This window comes from Gilliamella sp. wkB108, assembly GCF_001690195.1.
GTDB classification, from domain to species: domain Bacteria; phylum Pseudomonadota; class Gammaproteobacteria; order Enterobacterales; family Orbaceae; genus Gilliamella; species Gilliamella apicola_L.
The window spans coordinates 1-24,296 of sequence record NZ_LZGM01000030.1; the positions used below are offsets into that span (position 1 = coordinate 1).

Annotated in this window: 22 protein-coding genes, 2 tRNA genes and 1 other RNA gene; 15 read left to right on the top strand and 10 right to left on the bottom strand. The window is 33.4% G+C overall.

The features are described from left to right. Positions 1-42: 42 nt before the first annotated feature. From A9G11_RS03780 to thrS, 9 genes are all read right to left on the bottom strand, one after another. Entirely contained in the window at positions 43-1,989 is a 1,947-nt protein-coding gene (locus tag A9G11_RS03780; protein WP_065618200.1) for a peptidase U32 family protein, read from the bottom strand. Positions 1,990-2,385: 396 nt separating this feature from the next. Beyond that, positions 2,386-2,481: signal recognition particle sRNA small type (gene ffs / locus A9G11_RS03785), an RNA gene on the bottom strand. Positions 2,482-2,628: 147 nt separating this feature from the next. Beyond that, entirely contained in the window at positions 2,629-2,922 is a 294-nt protein-coding gene (locus A9G11_RS03790; RefSeq protein ID WP_065618201.1) for an integration host factor subunit alpha, read from the bottom strand. A gap of 5 nt (positions 2,923-2,927) precedes the next feature. Further along, positions 2,928-5,315 (bottom strand): phenylalanine--tRNA ligase subunit beta, encoded by a 2,388-nt coding sequence (pheT, locus tag A9G11_RS03795; protein ID WP_065618202.1) that lies wholly within the window; start codon positions 5,313-5,315, stop codon positions 2,928-2,930. 15 nt (positions 5,316-5,330) lie between these two features. Beyond that, positions 5,331-6,314, bottom strand: coding sequence for a phenylalanine--tRNA ligase subunit alpha (gene pheS, locus A9G11_RS03800; protein ID WP_065618203.1), 984 nt, complete (start codon positions 6,312-6,314; stop codon positions 5,331-5,333). Between the two features lie 212 nt (positions 6,315-6,526). Beyond that, positions 6,527-6,880: a 50S ribosomal protein L20 gene (gene rplT / locus A9G11_RS03805; protein WP_024496189.1), complete on the bottom strand. Its 354-nt coding sequence runs from the start codon at positions 6,878-6,880 to the stop codon at positions 6,527-6,529. 32 nt (positions 6,881-6,912) lie between these two features. After that, entirely contained in the window at positions 6,913-7,110 is a 198-nt protein-coding gene (gene rpmI / locus A9G11_RS03810; protein ID WP_025315575.1) for a 50S ribosomal protein L35, read from the bottom strand. Between the two features lie 85 nt (positions 7,111-7,195). Next, positions 7,196-7,735, bottom strand: a complete 540-nt coding sequence (infC, locus tag A9G11_RS03815) for a translation initiation factor IF-3 (protein ID WP_065618204.1) — start codon at positions 7,733-7,735, stop codon at positions 7,196-7,198. Between the two features lie 28 nt (positions 7,736-7,763). Further along, positions 7,764-9,689, bottom strand: a complete 1,926-nt coding sequence (gene thrS / locus A9G11_RS03820; protein WP_065618205.1) for a threonine--tRNA ligase — start codon at positions 9,687-9,689, stop codon at positions 7,764-7,766. Positions 9,690-10,039: 350 nt separating this feature from the next. Here thrS and A9G11_RS03825 point away from each other — a divergent pair, with 350 nt between their 5' ends. Beyond that, positions 10,040-10,681, top strand: coding sequence for a hypothetical protein (locus A9G11_RS03825; RefSeq protein WP_141674340.1), 642 nt, complete (start codon positions 10,040-10,042; stop codon positions 10,679-10,681). A gap of 76 nt (positions 10,682-10,757) precedes the next feature. Here the strand turns inward: A9G11_RS03825 and recO are convergent, their stop codons facing one another. After that, a complete protein-coding gene (gene recO, locus A9G11_RS03830) occupies positions 10,758-11,450 on the bottom strand; it encodes a DNA repair protein RecO (protein ID WP_065618206.1) in 693 nt (230 codons plus the stop codon). 149 nt (positions 11,451-11,599) lie between these two features. Between recO and A9G11_RS03835 the strand changes: the two genes are divergently transcribed. The 14 genes from A9G11_RS03835 (at position 11,600) to A9G11_RS03900 (ending at position 23,624) form a co-directional block, all read left to right on the top strand. After that, complete coding sequence (locus tag A9G11_RS03835; protein ID WP_065618207.1) at positions 11,600-13,231, top strand: Na+/H+ antiporter; 1,632 nt, start codon at positions 11,600-11,602, stop codon at positions 13,229-13,231. A 21-nt stretch (positions 13,232-13,252) separates the two neighbouring features. Beyond that, positions 13,253-13,738, top strand: a complete 486-nt coding sequence (gene ubiT / locus A9G11_RS03840) for a ubiquinone anaerobic biosynthesis accessory factor UbiT (protein ID WP_065618225.1) — start codon at positions 13,253-13,255, stop codon at positions 13,736-13,738. 441 nt (positions 13,739-14,179) lie between these two features. Next, positions 14,180-15,613 carry an exodeoxyribonuclease I gene (gene sbcB, locus A9G11_RS03845; RefSeq protein WP_065618208.1) on the top strand — a complete coding sequence of 478 codons (1,434 nt, stop codon included), beginning with the start codon at positions 14,180-14,182 and terminating at the stop codon, positions 15,611-15,613. 106 nt (positions 15,614-15,719) lie between these two features. Then, positions 15,720-16,175, top strand: a complete 456-nt coding sequence (locus A9G11_RS03850) for a CidA/LrgA family protein (protein ID WP_081298405.1) — start codon at positions 15,720-15,722, stop codon at positions 16,173-16,175. Beyond that, the gene (locus tag A9G11_RS03855) at positions 16,172-16,861 is read left to right on the top strand and encodes a CidB/LrgB family autolysis modulator (protein WP_065618209.1); all 690 of its coding nucleotides are present in this window, start codon (positions 16,172-16,174) and stop codon (positions 16,859-16,861) included. The genes A9G11_RS03850 and A9G11_RS03855 overlap by 4 nt, the downstream gene beginning before the upstream one ends. A 1-nt stretch (position 16,862) precedes the next feature. Then, complete coding sequence (locus A9G11_RS03860; RefSeq protein WP_065618210.1) at positions 16,863-17,510, top strand: ElyC/SanA/YdcF family protein; 648 nt, start codon at positions 16,863-16,865, stop codon at positions 17,508-17,510. A 154-nt stretch (positions 17,511-17,664) separates the two neighbouring features. Further along, positions 17,665-18,393 carry an arginine ABC transporter ATP-binding protein ArtP gene (gene artP, locus A9G11_RS03865; protein WP_065618211.1) on the top strand — a complete coding sequence of 243 codons (729 nt, stop codon included), beginning with the start codon at positions 17,665-17,667 and terminating at the stop codon, positions 18,391-18,393. Positions 18,394-18,416: 23 nt separating this feature from the next. Then, the gene (locus A9G11_RS03870) at positions 18,417-19,151 is read left to right on the top strand and encodes a transporter substrate-binding domain-containing protein (protein WP_065618212.1); all 735 of its coding nucleotides are present in this window, start codon (positions 18,417-18,419) and stop codon (positions 19,149-19,151) included. Between the two features lie 133 nt (positions 19,152-19,284). Further along, entirely contained in the window at positions 19,285-20,013 is a 729-nt protein-coding gene (gene artQ, locus A9G11_RS03875; protein ID WP_065618227.1) for an arginine ABC transporter permease ArtQ, read from the top strand. Positions 20,014-20,027: 14 nt separating this feature from the next. Beyond that, positions 20,028-20,705, top strand: coding sequence for an arginine ABC transporter permease ArtM (gene artM / locus A9G11_RS03880; protein WP_065618213.1), 678 nt, complete (start codon positions 20,028-20,030; stop codon positions 20,703-20,705). A 1-nt stretch (position 20,706) separates the two neighbouring features. Continuing rightward, a complete protein-coding gene (gene uvrC / locus A9G11_RS03885; protein ID WP_065618228.1) occupies positions 20,707-22,542 on the top strand; it encodes an excinuclease ABC subunit UvrC in 1,836 nt (611 codons plus the stop codon). Positions 22,543-22,649: 107 nt separating this feature from the next. Then, complete coding sequence (gene pgsA, locus A9G11_RS03890) at positions 22,650-23,204, top strand: CDP-diacylglycerol--glycerol-3-phosphate 3-phosphatidyltransferase (RefSeq protein WP_065618214.1); 555 nt, start codon at positions 22,650-22,652, stop codon at positions 23,202-23,204. A gap of 236 nt (positions 23,205-23,440) precedes the next feature. Next, positions 23,441-23,528 (top strand) — tRNA-Leu (locus A9G11_RS03895). A gap of 20 nt (positions 23,529-23,548) precedes the next feature. After that, a tRNA-Gly gene (locus A9G11_RS03900) sits at positions 23,549-23,624 on the top strand. Positions 23,625-24,296: the final 672 nt, after the last annotated feature.

A 24,296-nucleotide genomic window follows, 5' to 3' on the forward strand; every position in this document is an offset into this window, starting at 1 on the left:
ATAATTACTTAATATAATATTATATTATCACTCTATTTAATTTTAAATTTTAGTAATTAAAATTACATCACTACCAGGTATTGGCATTTTAAGTACATGATTTTTGATTTTACCCCAAACTTGCATTTCACATGCTTTACAATTGAATTTCAATAGTAATTCTTCATTATTTTGAATCAATTTCATTGGCGTGACTCTAGTTTTTACACCTTGAATACCTTTGGCTTGTTTTGGGCATAAATTGAATGCATAACGTAAACAATGCTTAGTAATCATTAGTGGCGTTTCTTCTTTTATTTCATGGGATTCATAAGCATTTTCAATTAAATCAACACCATGTTGTTTATAAAATTCACGAGCTTTATGATTATATACATTAGCTAAATAACTTAGATGATTTTCTGGATATTTTGCTTTTGGTATTATTTCAGGCTTACGTTTATTTCGGGTGTAGCTAGTTAGCCTTGTTGTCGTTAAATGCTCAATAATGTTACGCCGTAACTGATTAACTTGACTACTTGGTATAAAATAGACGGTAGACAGATTAACTTTGAATTCAGTTAAATGGTAAATTGTCTGCCCCAGTTTGGCTAAATTTTCTTGAAAAGTTTTTAGTACTTTATCTGGTTGGTTAGCAATTGGAAAATGCCCGGTAAGCTCTAAATTAACACAAATACCCTCTTCACTCTCAGCAACCAACCGAACACCATTTTTTATGTTGGTTAATTCAAATGTTACACCTATACGGCGATTACTCGACTCTTTTAATAAGTTTTGCTGCCATGAATGATCTAAATTACGATTGATGACATAAGGTAACTTAATTGATTTAAGAGCTATTGGTATTTCATTGGGGTAAATACGAGATTGATTAATTGAAAGCTTTTCAACTTTATCAGCCCTAAAACCTACAATTTCTCGTTTAATTAAAACATTTAAACCATCACCATTTATCAAAGTATAGTCAGATTTTATATCTATGTATTGGGGAGTAACTTTAGTAATCTCACCGACTGGTAAACCTATAAATTTAGGTGAATCAAATGCACCAATATCTTGTTTTCGTCCATGAACAAAATAATCAGTACTACCTCGATGAAATGTACGATTAGGATCGGGTATAAAAAAGTGTTCTGTTTTACCGCTCGACGCTGGTAATAAATCGGGTGATTCAGCCAAAATAGTATCTAATTTTTGACGATAAAAAGCTGTAATATTTTTAACATAATTTAAATCCTTATAACGCCCTTCTATTTTGAATGATCTCACTCCAGCATAGATTAATTCATTCAAATTATTTGATTGATTATTATCCTTCATTGATAACAGGTGTTTTTCATAAGCAACTATTCGACCTTGATCGTCTTTTAATGTATAAGGTAATCTACATGCTTGCGAACAATCCCCTCTATTTGCACTACGGCCAGTTTGAGCATGTGATATATAACATTGACCAGAAAAGGCAACACATAGAGCGCCATGAATGAAGAATTCAATTTTAGCATCGCTTTGTTGATTAATTTTTGCGACTTCATTTAAGCTAAGTTCACGTGCTAATACAATTTGAGAAAAACCAACATCTGATAAGAATTTTGCTTTTTCGGGTGTCCGAATATCCATTTGAGTACTAGCATGCAAATCAATAGGAGGAATATCCATATTGAGAATTGCCATGTCTTGAACAATTAATGCATCAATACCAGCATCATACAATTGCCAAATTAACTGTCTTGCGCTTTCTAATTCATTATCATGAAGTATTGTATTTAATGTCACATAGATTTTTGCATAATAATGGTGGGCAAAATCTACTAATTGAGCTATATCACTAACAGAATTGCCAGCGTTGTGTCTAGCGCCAAAATTAGGACCGCCAATATATACAGCATCAGCACCGTGTAAAATTGCTTGTTTGGCAATCTCTACATTTTTTGCTGGACTGAGTAATTCTAATTGATTATGACAGTGATTTTGATTGAATTGTAGCATGATAAAATCTCACAGAATGGCAGAAATTCTAACTTATTAAGTCGTTGGTGAGCGTTATAATGAATTTAATAATATATGTCAAGAAGTTTCAGGTTAACTATATGTTTTAATATAAACACATCGGTTTTCCTTGATAATTAAGTATATATTTATGTTCTGATAACTCTGCTCAATTATAGTAGATATTTATATAATTTGTTTATCATAAATTAACATTAGAAAATAAAAAATATATTTTTAAAGTACTAATTATCATATATTCTTCACATTTATAAGCCGATTTTTTATATAACAAGATTCTTTAATCAATCTGAAACAGTTATTAGATTCAAACACTGTAAATTGAGTATAAAGGATATTTTGAATGATTAGGCTAATTATGATTTTTGGAGGAGACCCTATCAGCCACATCCCACACACATATTTTTTACTTTGGCTGCTTCTTTCCAGACCTGACCTGATAAATAAAAAAATGTTGCAAGAGGACCCATAGAGCCTCCATAAAAGAGGTGGTATTATGCTTGATTCATTGAATTTATACAATCATTTTTTTATAAAAATTTTAAAAAAATAGCCTTTATTTCGTTATTTAACAAAATAAAGGCTAGCGAACTGTAACAGTAGAATATAATTGTATAATTATAGAGCTAAATTCTTTTCTACTCGTTCTCTAAATTTGATTCCAGGTCTAAATGTTACAACCCTACGTGCAGAAATATCTACACTTTCACCTGTTTTTGGATTTCTTCCTGGTCGTGAGTTTTTATCACGAATAGAAAAATTACCAAATCCAGATAATTTTACGGGTTCTCCTTTTTCTAAAGCTACTCGAATCTCTTCAAAAAAAAGTTCAACAAGTACTTTAGCTTCTTGACGATCAATATTGAATTTTTCGGCAAGACGGTCTGCGATATCAGCTTTGGTTAACGTCATATTTATTATTCTCTTAAAAGGGCTTTAAAACGATCTTGTAAGGCAACGACACATTTGCTTACAATCTTTGTAATTTCTTCTTCTTCAAGTGTACGTGATTTATCTTGTAAAATCAAACTGATAGCAAGACTCTTTTGATCTTCTTTGATGTTATCACCTTGATATACATCAAATAGATTTACTTTAATAAGTTGCTCACCACCAGCTTCTTTACACACAGAAATGATATCTGCTGCAGGAATTGTATTTTGAATAACAATAGCGATATCACGCTTATTAGACGGATATTTCGATAGATCCTGAGCAACAGGTATCTTTTTATCACTAATTTTAGCTAAATTTATTTCAAAAACAAGCGTTTTACTATTTAAAGATAATTTTTTTTCAATTTCTGGATGTAATACACCAAAATGGCCAATTAGCTCATCGTCAATAAATAATGCAGCACTTTGTCCAGGATGTAAAGCTGGTTGATTTGATTTTCTATATTGAACCTTATCAGTGCAACCTAAAAGTGAAAAAATAGATTCAATATCGCCTTTCAAATCATAAAAATCAACATGTTGTTTAGGAAGATTCCAATGGTCTTCGTACAAACTTCCCGTTACCACGCCTGCTAACATTAATTCTTGGAGTACACCAAATTCAGATTTTTCATCTGGTATAAAACGTAAACCTGTTTCAAATAATCGAATTCGTGATTGCTGTCGGTTTTGATTATAGACAACTGCATCCAATAAACCAGACCATAATGAAACACGCATTACTGACATTTCACTTGAAATTGGATTTGGTAAGTTTATTTGTTGTTGCTCTGGATGTAGAACTTTTTGAATTTTAGGATCAACAAAACTATATGTCACAGCTTCTTGATAACCTTGATCTACTAGCAAGTCTTTTACTCTACGTAATGAAAGTTTACCTTCTGGTTTTGGTTTCATTATTGATTCAATTTTCATGTTGGCATTTGGGATATTGTTATAACCAAATATACGTGCAACTTCTTCAACTAAATCTTCTTCAATTTGTAAGTCAAAACGCCAACTTGGTGCTTTGACCTGCCAAATATTATCCTTATATTTAACCTCACAGCCAAGTCTTTCTAAAATATCCGTGATTTTTTGTGTATCAATTTCGCAACCAATAATACGATCTATTTTGGCTCGACGTAGTAAAATTGTCGCTGGTATAGGTAATTCATTTTGATTTGTTATATCTATAATTGGACCTACTTCACCACCACAAATATCAATTAATAACTGTGTCGCTCTTTCCATCGCTGTATGCTGTAATGCAGGATCGACTCCACGTTCATAACGATGTGAAGCTTCCGTATGCAAACCATATTCACGAGCTTTACCTGTAATTGCTAATGGTGCAAAAAAAGCAGATTCAAGGAATATATCTTTGGTTGATGATGTCACCCCTGATTTATCACCACCCATGATACCAGCCAAAGCTAATACTTTTTGATGATCAGCAATAACTAATGTCATTTCTTTTAAGTTAACTTCATTACCATTAAGTAAAACGAGTTTTTCATCTTTATTAGCATAACGTACAATAAGCCCCTTCTCAATTTGAGACAAATCAAAGGCATGCATTGGATGACCAAGTTCTAATAAAATATAATTAGTAATATCAACAACAGCATCAATAGAGCGTATTCCACCCCGACGTAGCTTTTCTTTCATCCAAAACGGTGTTGTTGCATTAACATTTATATTTTTGATTACTCGTCCAAGATAACGAGGGGTAGCTTGAGGTTCATCTACTTGTACAGAGATAGTATCAGAAATAGTTGCTGGTACTTTGTTCACATTCAATTGATACATAGGGATATTATTAACAGCTGATATATCTCTAGCTACACCAATTATCCCAAAGCAGTCTGCACGATTAGGGGTTACACTGATATCTATCATGACATCATCAAGTTTTAAGTATTGTCGAATATCTTGTCCTATTGGTGCATCTTCTGGTAATTCAATAATACCATTATGATCATCAGAAATACCCAATTCTGAATATGAACAAAGCATTCCTTCCGAAGGTTCTCCTCGAAGTTTCGCAGCTTTAATTTTAAAATCACCCGGTAATACTGCCCCGACAGTCGCACAAGCCACCATTAATCCTTGACGGCAATTTGGCGCACCACAAACAACATTTAATAACTCAGTTTCACCGATATCTACTTTCGTTACACGTAATTTATCGGCATTAGGATGTTGCATGCACTCGACAACTTTACCAACAACAACTCCCGTAAAATCACCTGCAACTTTTTCGATTTCATCGACTTCTAATCCAGCCATAGTTAATTGATCGGCTAACATTTCACTACTAATTTCTGGATTGATCCATTCACGTAGCCAGTTTTCACTAAATTTCATGTTTGATCTCCAGAATTAATTAAATTGTTTTAAAAAACGTAAATCATTTTCAAAGAAAGAACGTAAATCCGTGACGCCGTAACGTAACATAGTTAACCTTTCTATTCCCATACCAAAAGCAAACCCACTATATATTTCAGGATCAATGCCTACATTACGTAATACATTAGGATGAACCATTCCACAACCTAATACTTCAAGCCATTTACCATTTTTTGCTTTGATATCAACTTCTGCTGAAGGTTCTGTAAATGGAAAATATCCCGGTCTAAAACGAATTTCCATATCATCTTCAAAAAAACAATGAAGGAAATCATGTAATAATCCTTTCAGATGACTAAAACTGATATCTTTATCAACAAGTAACCCTTCCATTTGATGAAACATTGGCGTATGAGTTTGGTCATAATCATTACGATAAGTTCTTCCCGGAGCAATGATTCGGATTGGTGGTTTTTGATTTTCCATTGTACGAATTTGAACGGTTGAAGTTTGGGTTCGTAATAAGCGTTTTGCATCAAACCAAAACGTATCATGATCAGCTCTTGCTGGATGATGGGCTGGAATATTGAGTGCATCAAAGTTATGATAATCATCTTCGATTTCAGGTCCAGTTTCTACATTAAAACCAAGTTCTCCAAAAAATTCAACCAAACGATTTACCGTTTTAGTCACCGGATGCAATCCTCCAAGCTCAATTGCTTTTCCTGGTAAAGTAATATCAATAGTTTCATTTGCTAACTTTGCATCAAGAGCCTGTCGCTCTAAAAAATTACGCTTCTGATTTAATATTTCAATAACTTCTTGCTTTGCATCATTGATTTTTTGACCAACAGATGGCCGTTCACTGGCAGGAACATCTCGTAATGAAGCCATTTGCATTGTAAAATGACCTTTTTTACCAAAATATTCCACTCGTATCTGTTCGATCGAATTAATGTCATTAGCACTTTCAATAGCGGATTTGGCATTATTTACCAGTTCAACTAATTGAGACATACAGTTCTCCTGCTTATTGTTCAATATATAAAAAAAGCCTCTTTGGAGGCTTTTATAATTATTTTTCGTTTTTCTTTTGCCTCAAAGATGAATATTGTTAATGAAGCTAAAAAAGAAACGAAAAATAACTAGGTTCATAATCAATTTACTCTTTTAATCAATATCAAGTTTAAAATGATAAAAGCCGAGATAACTCGGCTCTTATAAAGATATTATAGTGCCGCTTTTGCTTTTTCAACTAATGCAGCAAACGCATTTTTATCAAATACAGCAATGTCAGCAAGGATCTTACGATCAATTTCAATAGATGCTTTCTTTAAGCCATTGATAAAACGACTATAAGATAGACCACATTGACGAGCTGCAGCATTGATACGTACAATCCATAATTGGCGGAATTGACGTTTACGTTGACGACGGTCACGATAAGCATATTGTCCTGCTTTAATTACTGCTTGAAAAGCAACACGATATACACGTGAACGTGCACCATAATAACCTTTTGCTTGTTTTAAAATTTTCTTGTGACGCGCACGAGCAATAACTCCACGTTTAACACGAGCCATAAACTATATCCTCTAAAAAATTAATTAATAACTTAAGCGTATGGAACACACGCAGTAACTAAACCTAAATCCCCTTTTGACACAGTAGTCAAACCACGTAAATGACGTTTACGTTTAGTTGATTTTTTAGTTAGGATATGACTCTTGTTAGCTTGCTTATGCTTAAAGCCACCAGAAGCTGTTTTTTTAAAGCGCTTAGCTGCGCCTCTTACAGTTTTAATTTTAGGCATTTTATTAATTTCCACTTCGCATTGTTAATGACAATAAAATAATGGTGTAATCTTTAATGAAATTAAAAATTAGCTTGTAAAACCATTATTTTTTCTTCGGCGCAAGCACCATGATCATTTGACGACCTTCGATCTTAGTTGGATAAGATTCAATGATTGCCAAATCAGCTAAGTCTTCCTTAATACGATCAAGCATTTCAGTACCTAACTGCTGGTGAGCCATTTCACGTCCACGAAATCGCAACGTAACTTTGGCTTTATCGCCATCTTCAAGAAAGCGAATCAGGCTGCGAAGTTTTACCTGATAGTCACCTTCATCTGTACCAGGTCGGAATTTAATTTCCTTAACCTGAACAACCTTTTGTTTCTTCTTTTGTTCTTTTGTTGCTTTACTTTTTTCATAGAGGAACTTGCCATAATCCATAATTCGACAAACAGGTGGCTCTGCATTAGGGCTTATTTCAACTAAATCTAAAGTCGCTTCTTCAGCTTGTTTTATAGCTTCATCTAAACTGACAATACCAAGCTGTTCTCCATCGACACCGGTTAATCTCACTTCACGAGCTGTAATTTCATCATTGATCTTATGCGCACGAGTTGACTGAATTCGTTTACTGACTTTAATATCTTATTCCTCCAAATTAATTTAATAATTAATCCATTTGTTCAAGCGAACGACTATGAATTTCATTAAGCAACAATTCTATAACATGTTTTACTTCAAAGCTACCAAGATCTTTACCTTGACGAGTTCGAACTGAAATCGTACCTGATTCCATCTCTTTATCCCCGCAGACAAACATATAAGGTACACGTTTTAGAGTATGTTCGCGGATTTTAAACCCAATTTTCTCATTTCTCAAGTCTGCTTTTGCTCTAATTCCTACTTTTTGTAATTGTTCGGTCAATTGTTTTGCATATTGAGCTTGATTATCGGTAATATTCATAACAACAACTTGTAATGGAGCAAGCCAAGTAGGAAAGAATCCTGCACAGTTTTCTGTCAAAATTCCCATAAAGCGTTCCATTGAACCTAAAATTGCTCTGTGAATCATTACTGGTATGTGGCGTTCATTATTTTCACCAACATAAGTTGCGTCTAAACGCTCAGGTAACATGAAGTCAAGTTGTACTGTACCACATTGCCATGCTCGACCTAAGCAATCATATAATGTGAACTCAATTTTTGGACCATAAAAAGCCCCTTCGCCTGGTAAATACTCAAATTCAATACCATTCTCAGTTAAGCATTCAGCTAGATCTTTTTCAGCTAGATCCCAAGTTTCATCTTTACCGATTCGTTTTTCTGGGCGAGTTGATAGTTTGACAGTAATATCCGTAAAACCGAAAGTACTATAAATGTCATAAACCATTTTTATACAGCCATTAACTTCACTGCGGATTTGACTTTCAGTACAAAATATATGAGCATCATCTTGAGTGAAACCACGTACTCGCATTAAACCATGTAAAGAACCAGAAGGTTCATTTCGATGGCAACTACCAAATTCAGCCATACGTAATGGCAAATCACGATATGATTTTAACCCTTGATTGAAAATCTGCACATGTCCTGGACAGTTCATTGGTTTGATACAATATTCACGATTTTCTGATGAGGTGACAAACATTAATTCTTTATAGTTACCCCAATGACCTGTTTTTTCCCATAGTACACGATCCATCATAAATGGACCTTTAACTTCTTGGTAATCGTATTCTTTTAGTTTTGTTCGAACAAATACTTCAAGCTCGCGGAAAATAATCCAACCATCGTTATGCCAAAATACCATACCAGGTGCTTCTTCCTGCATATGATACAGATCAAGTTGTTTACCTATTTTACGATGATCTCGCTTTGCTGCTTCTTCTAAAAGTTGTAAATAACTGTCGAGTTGCTTTTTATCAGCCCAAGCTGTGCCATAAATACGCTGTAACATTTTATTATCACTGTTACCTCGCCAATAAGCACCGGCAACTTTTTGTAATTTGAAGTGATGACAAAAACGCATATTAGGGACATGAGGTCCTCGACACATATCAATATATTCTTCATGATGATAAAGTGCTGGTTTTGAATCTTTTGGAATATTTTCATCTAATATAGCAATTTTATAGGGTTCTCGACGATCCCAAAAGACTTCTCTTGCTCGTTCCCAGCTGACTACTTCTTTTTTTACTTCATAATCTTTTTTAGCTAGTTCATGCATCCGTTTTTCTAATGCATCAATATCTTCCTGAGTTAAAGAGTGATCTAAATCAACATCATAATAAAAGCCGTTTTCAATTGTAGGTCCAATTGCCATTTGAGTATTTGGCCATAATTGCTTGATAGCATGACCCAATAAGTGAGCGCATGAATGGCGAATAATTTCAAGTCCATCATCATCTTTAGATGTAATAATAGCAAGCGTTGCATCTTGATCAATTACATCACAAGCATCTTTACGTTCACCATTTACACGACCTGCAATACAAGCTTTAGCAAGACCCGCACCAATATTTTGAGCAACTTCTAATACAGTAACTGGTTTATCAAATTGACGTTGACTTCCGTCAGGAAGAGTAATAATTGGCATAATAAATCCTTATAACAGTGGTGCGCCACACGAAAGCGCACATGCATACATAATAAAATAGACGGCGTATATTACCATTTATCCTAACTATTTAAAATAGGACTCATTGTTTTTGTAGTCGATTTTATCCATAATATTCAAAATATAGACTTAAATCGTTAATTGAAAAATAATTTGTTATATATACTTTCGTTATGTTTTAACATATAGTAAAACGTTATATTTTTAAGGAGGAAAATCAAATAATGAAGAATTTTATTACAAAATATGTTTTTACATTAATATCTTTTTTAATCTTGACGTTAACAGGATGTCAATCAGCACACCAATCAACACTCCAAAGTGATAAAGTGTCTTCTGCATCTGGTTCATCTTTAGGAACTCAATGGGGAGACGGCATCGAGTCTCACGTTCAAAGTGTTAGTTTAGAACGAGTTAGTTCAAATCCGACTGATATTATTACAATAGAATATTCTGCCCATCCATATAAAGGAAAAGCTATTTCTGAAATCATGTTGAATCAGGGACAAATAGGAATGGCAATTCTTGATGATCACAATCATAAATTATCATTAATCAAACAACAAAACAGTGATGTTAAGTTACAAGGTAACATTGGTCAAAGCTACCAACTGTACTACCATAACTACTCTAATAAAACGTTTGAAGTCATAGCTACAGTTGATGGTTTAGATGTCATTAATGGTAAAGCGGGTTCTTTGTCCAACAACGGTTACATATTAAATCCATATGATACCCTACTGATTAAAGGATTTCGTAAAAGTAATAGTGAAGTAGCGAGTTTTACTTTCTCTAATAGCGCTAATGCATACGCAAATCATACAGATGAAGGTTCGCCAAATAACATCGGTGTAATAGGTACTGCCATATTCCAATTAAAGGATAATAGTTTTCATCGTCAACAAATAAAACCTAATGCTTTTCCAGCTGACAATACGAATAATTCCTACGCAAAACCACCGACATATTAATTCATAATTGATCTACTCTCCGTCAATATTGTGGCGGAGCATTTTCAATCTACCAATAAAAGATTTATGGGTAATACTAAATTTTTAAGAATAGTTCCCTACTTTTAAATGGTTTAGCTCCTACATAAGGTTTTAACGCCATTCTGGTAAAGCGCTTAGCTGCTCTTAATGTTTCTTGATTATCAAACTGTCGATATCCTAATGCTAACACTTGTTCACCGGTGAAGCTGGTACTATTTTCTAATAAACTACTAATAAATCCCTTTTCAGTTTGAAATTGATAATTCATTGATGTGACTATGTCATCACCTGTTGCACTACAATGAAAAAAATCGACGTGATAACCCAAATTTTCCAGCAATACTAACTCGAAAGAACGTAATACATTTTCGGCAGGTACCTGTTTAGCCAATTGTTGCAGGCTATGTAAATAGTGTTCAAAAAGTGTAGGCATATCAGTTTCTGCAATTAATACTCGATGCAATAGCTCATTAAGATAAAAAGCGCTATATAAAGAAATAGAAATAAGTGGCAAAGCCAAAGACATAGCTTCAACCTGACGTAAGGTTTTAATTTCACCTTGACCAGAATATTGCACTATAAGTGGAGTAAAAGGTTGTAATACCCCTTTTAATGAAGATCGCTTTCGTCTTGCCCCTTTAGCCAAAACTGTTATTTTCCCTGCACTTTCGACAAACAGATCTACTAATAAGCTAGATTCACTATAGCTTCTGGTATGTAGAATAAATGCTCTTTGCCAACCGTCCATTAAATAATGCCTTTTTATTTGGTTACTGTTTTTAATTAAAAGTGGTATTTGATTAAAATTTAAGTCATTTTTTGAAACTTTAACCTGAAATCTAGTTAAATTTCCGGTATAATCAATAACTAATTATCGGGCAACTCAAAAGAATGACTATGGAACTTTTCTCAATAATATTACTGCTGGTTTTAATTGTATCACTTTCAGGTGTATTTATTAAAATGCTACCTATTCAAATTCCATTACCATTAATGCAAATATTATTGGGTTGTATATTAGCTGCCTTTGGCATTTATGTTAAATTCGATCCTGAGTTATTTTTAGTTCTTTTTATCCCACCGTTACTATTTGCAGATGGTCGTAAAACATCGGTTAAAGATTTTGTTTATAACGTTAGAGAAATAGTTGGGTTGGCTCTAGTCCTCGTTGTTATCACTGTTGTTGCACTCGGCTACCTTCTTTATTGGATGCTACCTAAAGAAATTGAACTAGCGCCAGCATTAGCTCTAGCTGCGGTGTTGTCACCAACGGATGCAGTTGCCTTAAGTGGTATCGTTGGTAAAGGTCGTATTGATAAACAAAAAATGGAAATAATCGAAGGTGAAGCTTTGATGAATGATGCTTCCGGCTTGGTATCATTAAAATTTGCTATTTTAATTGCAATAGGATCACTGCAATTCGATTTACTGCAAATTAGTTTAAGTTTTGTTATCGTTGCTATCGGTGGATTAGCTATTGGCGTATTATTTACTTGGTTATATGCTCGGATTTTACGTAAAATAAATCAATTAACTCACAATGATGCAGCTATCCAAATTGTATTACTATTTCTACTTCCTTTCGCAGCCTATCTTATTGCTGAAGAGTGTCATTGTTCTGGTATTTTAGCGGCAGTAAGTGCAGGTATGACAGTTAATCATTCAGGTATGATGAGGAATGCGCCATTAACTGCTCGCTTACAATCAGATAGCACGTGGTCTATGTTAACCTTTGTTTTCAACGGCTTTGTTTTCATCCTATTGGGTATTCAATTACCAAGCATCTTAACTAGTACTTTTGCCGAAAATCAAACTGATTCATCAATTGAAGTGTGGCAACTCGGTCTCATTGTTGTATTTGTATTTATAGTGTTAATGGGAACAAGATTTGCGTGGTTATGGACTATGAAACAGATGCCAGCTTTACCATTTGGTACCAAACGCCCTCTTGCTTTCAAAGCCTATACAACCAGAGATTTATTTGTATCAACTTTTGCAGGAGTACGAGGAGCTATCACATTAGCTGGTGTACTATCTATTCCAATGACAATTACCGGACGTTATCAATTAGTTTTTATTGCTACGGGTATAATTCTAATTTCATTAATTACTGCTGTGATTGTATTACCAATTTTATTGCGCGGAAGTGTAATTTTGGATAATTCTGAGCAAGATAATGAGATTTTCACTGTAAAAGGACATATGGCAGAAGAAGCAATAGTTAGTCTTGAAAAAATGCAAACTAATTTATTACAAGAAACAACTGAAGCCGGTTTAGATCAAGAAATTATACATGAAGTGGGTTCTCGTGTTATTGGTTCATTAAGACGACGTACCGGGTTAAAAGATTTAGAACAAAAAGCCCTTGAAGCTGAAAATCTAGAAAGACGTATGCGTTTAGTCGCAATTGGTGCTGAACGAACAGCTTTAATGCAAATGAAAATACGTAATGAAGTGAGTGAAGAGACTTTTGAGCATCTAAATACTGACTTAGATATTTATGAAAAGATGATCGCTGGAGATGCATAAATGATTGGCAACAAGCAGCAAATTTTAGGGAAAATTCATTCTGAATTTGTGAATAAAGCACCTCATGTTTTAGGTCTTACATTACGCTGCATCCCATTTAATTTGAAAAAACAAGCGATTGAACAGTTATTGCAACTTCAATTTAAACATTCTCTCGAAGAAGGTGATCTCGATTTTTTAGAAAATCGTTGGTTGAAAATACAAGTAACTGATCTTCAACTCGTTTGGTTTGTTAGCCTTATTGATAACAAACTAGTTGTAAGCAGAGAAGAAATTGCCGATGTTAGTTTTATCGGCAATGCAAATGATCTCATAATGATAGCAACCAGAAGACAAGATCCTGATACCCTCTTTTTTCAACGTCGTTTAATCGTTGAAGGTGATACTGAATTAGGTTTGTATGTCAAAAACCTTATGGACTCAATAGAATTAGATGCAATGCCTAAATTTTTAAGATTAACGCTTGAGAAGTTGGCTAATATTATTGAAAGCGCTCCTGTTAATTAATTTAATATCATATTAATAGTTATGACTTTATCTTATCTGTTGAGCTTAAGTTTAATTGATAATAAATTACTTTTTAACTGAAATCCTTAAAGAATAAAACTATTAGTTTAAGTTACACTGTCACTATTTATAAATACAAAACTATTCTTTTTATCAAATTGAAAGGCAATCGTTCCTTTTTGTGATATTCTTATATCTAAATCATCAACTTAGCTCTACCTCTATGCAGGGTTGATTTAATATAAATTTTAGTAATGTATCACATAGTTGCTTTTTATTTTCTATAATATTCGGTACAAACATTAATAGTGTAATTGTTCATTTAAAATCTATACATTTACAATATGGACGAATAAAAAACGCTTAAAGTCTATAAGATAAACAAAACCACTATAACCAGTTGAAATTAAATAAAAGAAAAATATCGAGAAAAACAACACAATGGAAAACAACCATAAACAACCTACTTTTTACTTTCATGATTACGAAACCTTTGGTATTCACCCTGCCCTTGATAGACCTGCACAATTTGCAGGAGTACGCACAGATAGTGATTTTAATATCATTGAAGAACCACTGGTGATTTATTGTCAGCAAGCTCAAGATTATTTACCTAATCCTGAAGCTGTGTTAGTAACGGGGATTACACCACAAGAAGCTAATCAAAAAGGTATTTGCGAAGCCGAGTTTACCAGATTGATTCACCAAGCATTTAGTGAACCTAATACTTGTATATTAGGATATAACAATATACGTTTTGATGATGAAGTAACACGGAATATTTTATATCGCAATTTTTATGATCCTTATTCTTACAGTTGGCAAAATGGCAATTCTCGATGGGATCTTCTTGATGTTGTTCGAGCCTGTTATGCATTACGACCAGACGGTATTAATTGGCCTATAAATGAGGCTGGATTTGCAAGTTTTCGTTTAGAACATCTTACTAAAGAGAATAATATCGCACATGAAAACGCTCATGATGCCATGTCAGATGTTTATGCAACCATTGCTATAGCTAAATTAATTAAAGAAAAACAACCGAAGCTTTTTGATTATTTTTTCTCGTTACGTAATAAAAACAAAGTAGCAGATCTAATTGATGTGGTTAATATGACTCCCATTGTTCACGTGTCGGGTATGCTTGGTAGCTATCGTGGGAATATGTCATTAGTTTCCCCAATTGCATGGCATCCACTACAAAACAACGCGGTTATCGTCTGTGACCTAACTGGCGATATTGATTTAATCATTGATCTAACTGTTGAGGAGATCAATGAAAAACTTTATACCAAAACCGAAGATCTTGAACTCAATGAATCAAGAATACCTTTGAAATTAATCCATATTAATAAATGCCCTATTGTTGCCCCCCAAAAAACGTTATTACCAGAAAATGCTAAACGATTTGCTATCGATCTAGATCAATGTTTAATAAACCAGCAAAAATTATTGCAGTGCCAAAAAATATTGCAAGATAAAATGCGAGAATTGTTTACTATGCATAGTGATTATTCAATTAATCCAGATGTTGACGCTCAAATTTATAATGGCTTTTTAAATAATCAGGATAAATCACGTTGTGAAATGATTCGAACCACACCTATTAATTTATTAAATAACATATCAATAACATTTGATGATCCTCGATTAGCTACACTCTTTTTCAGGTATAAAGCTCGAAATTATCCGCAAACTTTGACAGAGCAAGAGCAAATGATTTGGAAAGATTATTGTCGAGATAAACTTAATGAACCTAAAATACAAGACTATTTACATACATTAGAGCAGCTAGCTGAAATTTATATGCAACAACCCGAGAAATTAACGATTATTAAGCATCTTTATAATTATTGCCATTATTTAGTTGCATAATTAAATTTGAGGGGCGTATGATATGCAACTGATTTATATGTTTTACCACTTTTGAAGACAAATATTATCCTAATATTTAAAGAATGAGTTAATTAGCATTTACGTTATGAAACATTTTTTAGCTAAGCATTCCACTATAAAACATCGACTTTACTCCTTGTACTATACGCTTTTTAGTTATGGTCGAGGTTTAATCGTTTTAACAATATGTTTATGGGTTGGTAATATTATTTCTAAAATATTACCGATAATGATCCCTGGAAGCATTATCGGCTTGTTGATTTTATTCTTTTTGTTAGCATTTCAACTAATTCCGACTTGTTGGATAAAAAACAGTTGTAATATATTTATGCGTTATATGACTCTTCTTTTTATTCCAGCCGCCATGGGGATCATGGATAATTATTCATTATTATTAAACAATTGGGTTCCAATTATTTTTGGCTGTGTTGGTGGCTCAATTATTGTATTAATTTTTACAGCTTATTTAACTGAACATCTGCATAAAACAACAAACAAAACCATAGCTTCATCATCTGATAATAAAGGAAACCAATCATGATATGGATGCTACCTTTAACACTTTGTGTCTTTCTGATTATTCGTAAATTATCATTTAAAATAAAAACCCCATTATTTAACCCATTGGTGATCTCAGTCATTATCTTAATTCCTGTTTTATTAATAACGCAAACAAGTTACACAGAATATGTAAATAATGTCCATATTATTAATGATTTATTACCCTATTCTGTTGTCGCTTTAGCCTATCCTCTATATGAGTTGATACCTCAAATCAAGGCTCGATGGAAATCTATAATGATCATTACTTTTACTGCATCAATAGCTTCAATGGTAACAGGTGTTTGTATCGTATTTTGGCTTGGTGGTGATCATGAAATAGCGGCTTCTGTATTACCGAAATCAGTAACAACAGCAATAGCAGTAACCATTGCTGACAATCAAGGTGGTGTTCCATCTATTGCTGCACTATGTGTTATATTAGTAGGGACATTAGGTGGAATATTTGGTCACCAAATTTTAAATTTCTTCAAAATAAAAACGGCTTCAGCTCGTGGTTTATCTATAGGGGCAGTATCTCATGCCGTTGGTACTGCTCGTTGTATCGAGGTAGACTATAATGAAGGTGCTTATAGTTCGTTATCACTGGTCCTTTGTGGTATAATGACCTCATTGACAGCACCTTTTTTATTTCCAATAATGGTATTTATTTTTAATTGGTTGTAGCATGAAGTTAAAAAAGCTTATCGCTTATTTTTTTAGTCTATTTTTAATTATAATTTTAGGAATTATAGGCCTTGATTATTGGATAAGTTATAAAACTGCACCATACATTTATCATGATGAAAACAAACTTCCCTATCGAGCCATTGGAGTGGTATTAGGAACCTCTAAATATGTTCGTGGAGGTGGAATAAATGGCTTTTATCGTAATCGAATTGATGGCGCAATCAATCTTTATTGGCAAGGTAAAGTTGATTATCTTTTGTTAAGTGGCGATAACTCACTGCTAAGTTATAACGAACCTATCACAATGCAAAAAGACCTTATCAAAGCAGGTATTCCTCGTGAATCAATTGTTTTAGATTATGCAGGGTTTCGCACCTTTGATTCCATTGTACGAGCAAATAAAGTTTTTGATGCTAAAGATTTTACTATCATCACTCAAGAATTTCATTGCGAACGAGCTATTTTTATTGCCCTAGCTCAAGGTATTCAAGCTCAATGCTTTGCAGTACCAGCACCTAAAAGTATGAAATTAGTCCGTATTAGAGAAATGTTTGCTCGTGTTAGTGCTTTTATTGATCTTTACATTCTAAATAAAAAACCTAAATATCTAGGTCCTGTTATTCCTATCATCGCTAACGATAATTGACTTTTTAATTCAAACTCTGTAAAAATCTTTCAGGTTAACTATACGTTTCAGTATAATTCACCCTCTTTAACCATATTGTCTAATATTTTAGATTGCATTTTTATGCAGAAAAAAGTAATATTTAGTCAATATTTAAAACAACGTAAAATTAGCAATGAATATAGAATTAAACCATATAAACTGTTTTTATGGTACTCATCAGGCATTAAATGATGTTTCTCTTTGTTATCCTCTTGGTGAAACTATCGTACTACTTGGTCAAAGTGGTGCAGGTAAAAGTTCATTATTAAAGGTATTTAATTTACTTGAGATTCCTACATCTGGTGAGATGACCATTGCTGAATCACATTTTGATTTTACACAAAAAATTAGTGATTCAACCATTCGCCAACTTCGAAAAAATGTTGGTATGGTTTTCCAAGATTATAATTTATGGCCACATTTGACTGTGCTTGAAAATTTAATTGAAGCTCCATGTCAAGTATTGAAATTATCTAAAAAAGAAGCAAGTGATAAAGCAATGTCCATTTTATTGCGTTTGCAAATTGATGATATGGCACATCGTTATCCCCTTCACTTATCTGGTGGTCAACAGCAACGTGTGGCTATTGCCAGAGCGTTAATGATGGAGCCACAAATATTACTGTTTGATGAACCTACAGCTGCATTAGATCCTGCAATCACTTCACAAATTGCAGAGATTATTAATGAACTTTCTCAAACAGGAATTACACAAATTATTGTCACTCATGAAGTCGATTTTGCGCGGAAAGTGGCTTCGCAAGTGATTTATATGGAACACGGTAAAATAATAGAGCATGGACAGTTAGAATGTTTTGCTCATCCAAAAACCGAGCAATTTAGATCTTATCTATCGCATTAATTAATATCATGTTGGGTGAATATATGAAAAAAACTCTTTTAGCCATTTTATTAGCAGGAACAGCATTTGTAGCTCAAGCCGCAGAAAATCTAATTATTGGAACTGAAGCGACTTATGCACCTTTTGAATTTACCAATGAAAAAAATGAAATCGTCGGTTTTGATATTGATGTAATTAATAAAATTTGTGATGAAATGAAAGTTACATGCAAAATCGTTAATCAATCATTTGATGGATTAATTCCTAGTTTAAAAACACGTCGTATTGATGCTGCAATTGCTGGAATTGATGTAACACCAGAACGACAAAAACAGGTTGATTTTACACAAATTTATTATGATGACAGTTCAATTCAATTCATTTCATTAAAAGATACATTAACCAATTTAGAACAGTTAAAAGGTAAACGTGTAGGTATTCAAAAAGGAACTACCTATTCGAAATATTTAAACGAAAAATATCCAGACATGAAAGCAGTTAGCTATGACAGTTACCAATTCGCATTTTTAGATTTGAAAGCCAAACGAATTGATGCAATTGTAGCGAGTTCATTTGTTGCCGGAGATTGGTTAAGAAAAGATAATGATATTGCTGCATTAGGCGATAAGATAACTGATCATGATTTTTTTGGTGAAGGTTTAGGTATTGCTGTGCGTAAAGGTAATGATCAATTACTTAACCAGTTCAATCAAACATTAGATAAGCTAAAAAAGAATGGCGATTTAGAAGCTATCTATAAAAAATGGTTTAACCAATAAATCTCAATTTTTAAATATATTACACCATAGTGATCTCGCCACATTGCATTGTGGCGAGTTTATTTTTTAATTTAACCATGGTTTTTTTATGTCAAATTTTTTAGCAAATGGAATAGTGTGGTTCTATACTTCTATGGATGGTTATATTTTGCCATTAGCACAAGCGACATTAATTACATTGTCTTTAGCCTTTGTATCGCTTATTGTTGGTATGATCTTAGCCTTTATTTTCACAACATTGGAATCAGTACCATTCAAACCGGTTGCTAGGTTAATGTCATTGTTCAACTTAACAATCCGCGCATTACCTGAATTATTAATTGTCATAGCAATTTATAATGGATTACCGTTATTATTGATGGCTCTGGATGATGGAATTACGATTTCACTTGGTTTTACCTCATTTATACTACAAATCAATATAACCAATACTCAACCAGATCCATTCTTATGTGGAGTAATAGCATTATCCATACTTTATGCAGTTTATGCTTCGCAAACCTTGCGAGGAGCATTTAAAGCTATACCGAGCGGACAAAAACAGGCAGCACAAGTGCTTGGATTAGGTAAATTCCGTACTTTTTCCCGAATAATTGTTCCTCAAATGTGGCGCCATGCTTTACCGGGATTGAGTAATCAGTGGCTTATTTTATTAAAAGATACAGCCTTAGTTTCTGCGATAGCTATTGATGATTTAATGATGCAAACTAAAACTATTATTGCCCGAACCAATCAACCTTTTTTATGGTATTTTGTAGCCATGATTATTTATTTAATAATCTCAATTTTGAGTCAAAAAGTTATTCAACGCATTGAAAAGCGTGCAACTGCTTTTGAACAACCTCAATCAGCCAATAGTTAGTAAGGTCATATATTATGTTTGATAATTTTATCTACTATCTTAAAATCATTATCCTCGGCCTTCCTGATACATTAAGTTTAGGACTTTTTGGCATTTTATCTGCAGGAGTTTTGGCTGTTATTTTTTCATGTTTATTATCACTAAATTCTGTTGTATTAAGTAAAGTTATTCGTACTTATATTATCATCTTTACTGGTTCACCATTATTAGTACAACTATTTTTAATCTATTATGGCCCATCTCAATTTAACGATGCGCTAAGTAATGTACCTAACTTTTATAATTTCATCTCTTCGCCTTGGTTTTGTGCTTATTTGGCATTAACACTCAATAGTGCAGCCTATACAACCCAAATTTTTTATGGTGCGTTAAAATCTGTTCCCAAAGGACAATGGCAAGCTTGTGAAGCCTTAGGTATGAATAAATGGCAAACGTTAAAGATAGTATTACCTTATGCTTTAAAAAGAGCGTTATCAACTTATTCAAATGAAGTTGTGTTTGTCGTAAAAGGTACGGCTTTAGCATCTATGATCCCTGTTATGGATGTCATGGGATATAGCAATCAATTAAATGGGGATTACTATGATTTTTCAATTTTTATTGTTGCAGGGTTAATATACCTCTTGATAAATGGACTTCTAAGCACCATTATGAGGATTATAGAAAAAAAAGCCCTCTCCTTTGAAAATTAATATGAGCCTATTTGATTCAACATCTTTTTTAAAAACAGTCCCACATAAACCGGGAATTTATCAGATGTTTAATGATAAAGAGACGATTATTTATGTGGGAAAAGCTAAAGATCTCAATAACCGTTTAAAAAGTTATTTCAATAGTAGTAAAAAAACATTAAAAACGGAAAGACTTGTTAGTCATATTCATCGAATTGAATTTACTATCACTAATACCGAAACCGAAGCACTGCTACTTGAACAAACCTATATTAAAAAATATCAACCTCGTTATAATGTATTATTGAAGGATGATAAAAGTTATCCGTTTATTAAACTCAGTAAAGAACAACATCCACAATTATCACTCTATCGAGGAGCGGTAAACCGTAAAAAAGATGAGTTTTTTGGTCCTTACCCAAGTGGTTATGCGGTTAAACAAATTTTAGCCCTACTACAAAAAACCATTCCGATAAGACAATGCTTAAATACAACTTATCGAAACCGAACTCGCCCATGCTTACAATATCAAATTAAACGTTGTTTGGGACCTTGTGTACCGGGATTAGTTAGTGATGAAGATTATCAAGAACAAGTTAATTATGCGAGATTATTTTTATCCGGACAATCGGATGAAATCTTACAAAAAATAACAGAAGATATGCAAAAAGCGAGTAATGATCTAAATTTTGAGAAAGCGGCAATACTTCGCGATCAATTACAAGCGATTAAACACATTAATGAAAAACAAGCGATCTACAACAACAATGACAATCTGGATGCAATAGGGTTCCATTATGAATCTGGTTTAGCGTGTATCTATGTGTTATTTATTCGCAATGGGCAAACCTTCGGACATCGTTCTTACTTTCCTAAAGTTCCATCAAATACTGAACTTGAAGAGGTAATTGAAACGTTTTTAGGACAGTTTTATTTACAAGGGAATCAAAATCGTAATATTCCCAAAAAGATTTTACTTAACTTTTCTCTCTCTGACAGACAACCAATGGAAGAGACACTGTCACTTATAGCTGAACATCAAGTTAAATTAGTAGATGAACCTAAAGGTGATAACCTAAAGTTATTAAACATTGCAACCATGAATGCACAAACTGAAGTCAAAAATAAATTATTAGAAAACTCCACAATAAAACAACGTTATGATGCACTTAAAAACTTTTTAGGTATTGACAAAATCAATCGTATGGAGTGTTTTGATATCAGCCATTTTATGGGAAAAAATACCATTGCATCTTGTGTCGTATTTGATGAACACGGCCCAGTTAAATCTGAGTTTCGCCGTTACAACATCACCGGGATCACTCCGGGTGATGATTATGCGGCAATGGATCAAGTATTGACACGCCGCTATAGTAAAAAAGATCTACCAGATGAAAAAATACCCGATATTATCTTTATTGATGGTGGTAAAGGGCAACTAAATCAGGCATTACAGGTTTTTGAACAATTAGATGTAAACTGGGATAAATCTCACCCTATTTTAATTGGAGTTGCTAAAGGAGCCGAACGTAAAGAAGGCTTAGAAACACTTTTCTTTGAAGCGCATGGAAACGGATATTATCTTGATGATCACTCCCCTGCGCTATTATTGATTCAACAGATCCGAAATGCTTCACATGATCATGCTATCGTAGGACAACGTAAAAAAGGTATAAAACAACTTACGGATAGTGCTTTAGAACATATTGAAGGTATTGGAGCGAAAAAACGACAAGCATTGCTGAAACATTTTGGAGGCTTAAGAGAGCTAAAAAATGCCAGCATAGATGAAATTGCCCAAGTTCAAGGTATTTCAAAGTCATTAGCTGAAAAAATTTATTTAAATTTACAACAATAACACATTGAAAAATTAACATATTTCAGGCAACATAAGCATTAAGAAAACACTGTTTTTTTAATTCTCGCTAATCCTTTGATTAATAAAACAAAAAGAGCTTATGTCACATGAAAATCAATTTTCCAACTGTCTTAACACTATTCCGAGTCATTTTAATTCCTTTTTTTGTGCTGGCATTTTACCTATTCCCTTATGAATGGTCAGGCTTTTTTTCTGCATTGCTATTCTTAATAGCTGCTGTAACTGATGTACTAGATGGTTATCTTGCTCGTCGTTTAGGTCAAACAACCAAATTTGGTGCATTTTTAGATCCTGTTGCTGATAAAATCATGGTGACTATCGCTTTAGTTTTGATTACACAATATTACCAATCTTGGTGGATTTCAATTCCGGCTATCATTATTGTCTCTCGAGAAATCATTATTTCAGCCTTACGTGAATGGATGGCAGAAATTGGTAAACGAAACAATGTAAAAGTTTCATCGATTGGCAAAATCAAAACTATTGCGCAAATGACAGCATTAACATGGCTACTATGGCGACCTTGTGAACTTGTTATTAATGCGGGTCTTGTTGCTCTCTTTATTGCAACATTTCTCACCTTATTATCTATGTGTCAATATTTATGGATTGCTCACAGTGATATACTAGATAACGATTAATTTTTAACTATATGTTTATAAAAAGCTAACTAATGCGATTTAGTTAGATGAAAGTAACAAATTAAAAATAACACATTTCGTTTGTTTATAATAAAAAATGGCTATTTTAGAATAAAAAACAAGTCAAACATTAAGCAGTCAAACAATTATTTAAATTTTTTTATTGACTGAATAAATAAGATCGGTAAAATGCACTGCATTCAAAGCGATGTTGTTCTAACGAATATCTGTTTTGAGCCCGGGTGGTGAAATCGGTAGACACAAGGGATTTAAAATCCCTCGGCCTTTTTGGCCGTGCGAGTTCAAGTCTCGCCCCGGGCACCACTTAAAGTAATACTTCAAATGCGGGAATAGCTCAGTTGGTAGAGCGCAACCTTGCCAAGGTTGAGGTCGCGAGTTCGAACCTCGTTTCCCGCTCCAATTATTAATTCACAGACATCCAGTAATGTCTGAATTTTCCAGATAATCAAAGCGTTGTGTTTTTCATCTTTTTAAGTAAAGCCATTGAAATGTATTCAAATACACGACGTATAAGTATATCGTTTTTCAAGTTAAGTACTTCGGTACTCATTATCTAATTTAGTCTTATTCTACTTAGTTTTGTGGTAGGTCGACCTTTTGATGTTTTCTTTTTTTGTTTTTGGGTTTTTATCTTTTATCAAGAGGATATGAGTATGAGTCGTTTAACGGATTTAGGGATTCGCCGGCGAAGGCGAAGTCGTTGGTGTATATAAAAAAGTTAATTTTTCTTATTCGTTCCTGATTTGCTCAATAATCTGATAAATCAGCATTAGTTAGGTATCTATCTTTTGCTATTTGGCAAGCTATATACCATTTAGCTTCTTTTCCTTCTGGCTTATTTAGTTCATAATATTTTCTCAAAGAATGGAAGGAATGAGAAATAAACTCAAGAAACTTTATGCAATGAATTAAGCATTAGAATCAATCAACAGGTATTTTCTATATTACTGGTTTCTCACAAATTTGAAGAAATCGATCTTTTGGCAGATCATCTCATTTCGATACACGTAGGATAATTAATCAAGTAGAATAGATTAAATCGTAATTCCAATTCATTATTTAGGAGTACAA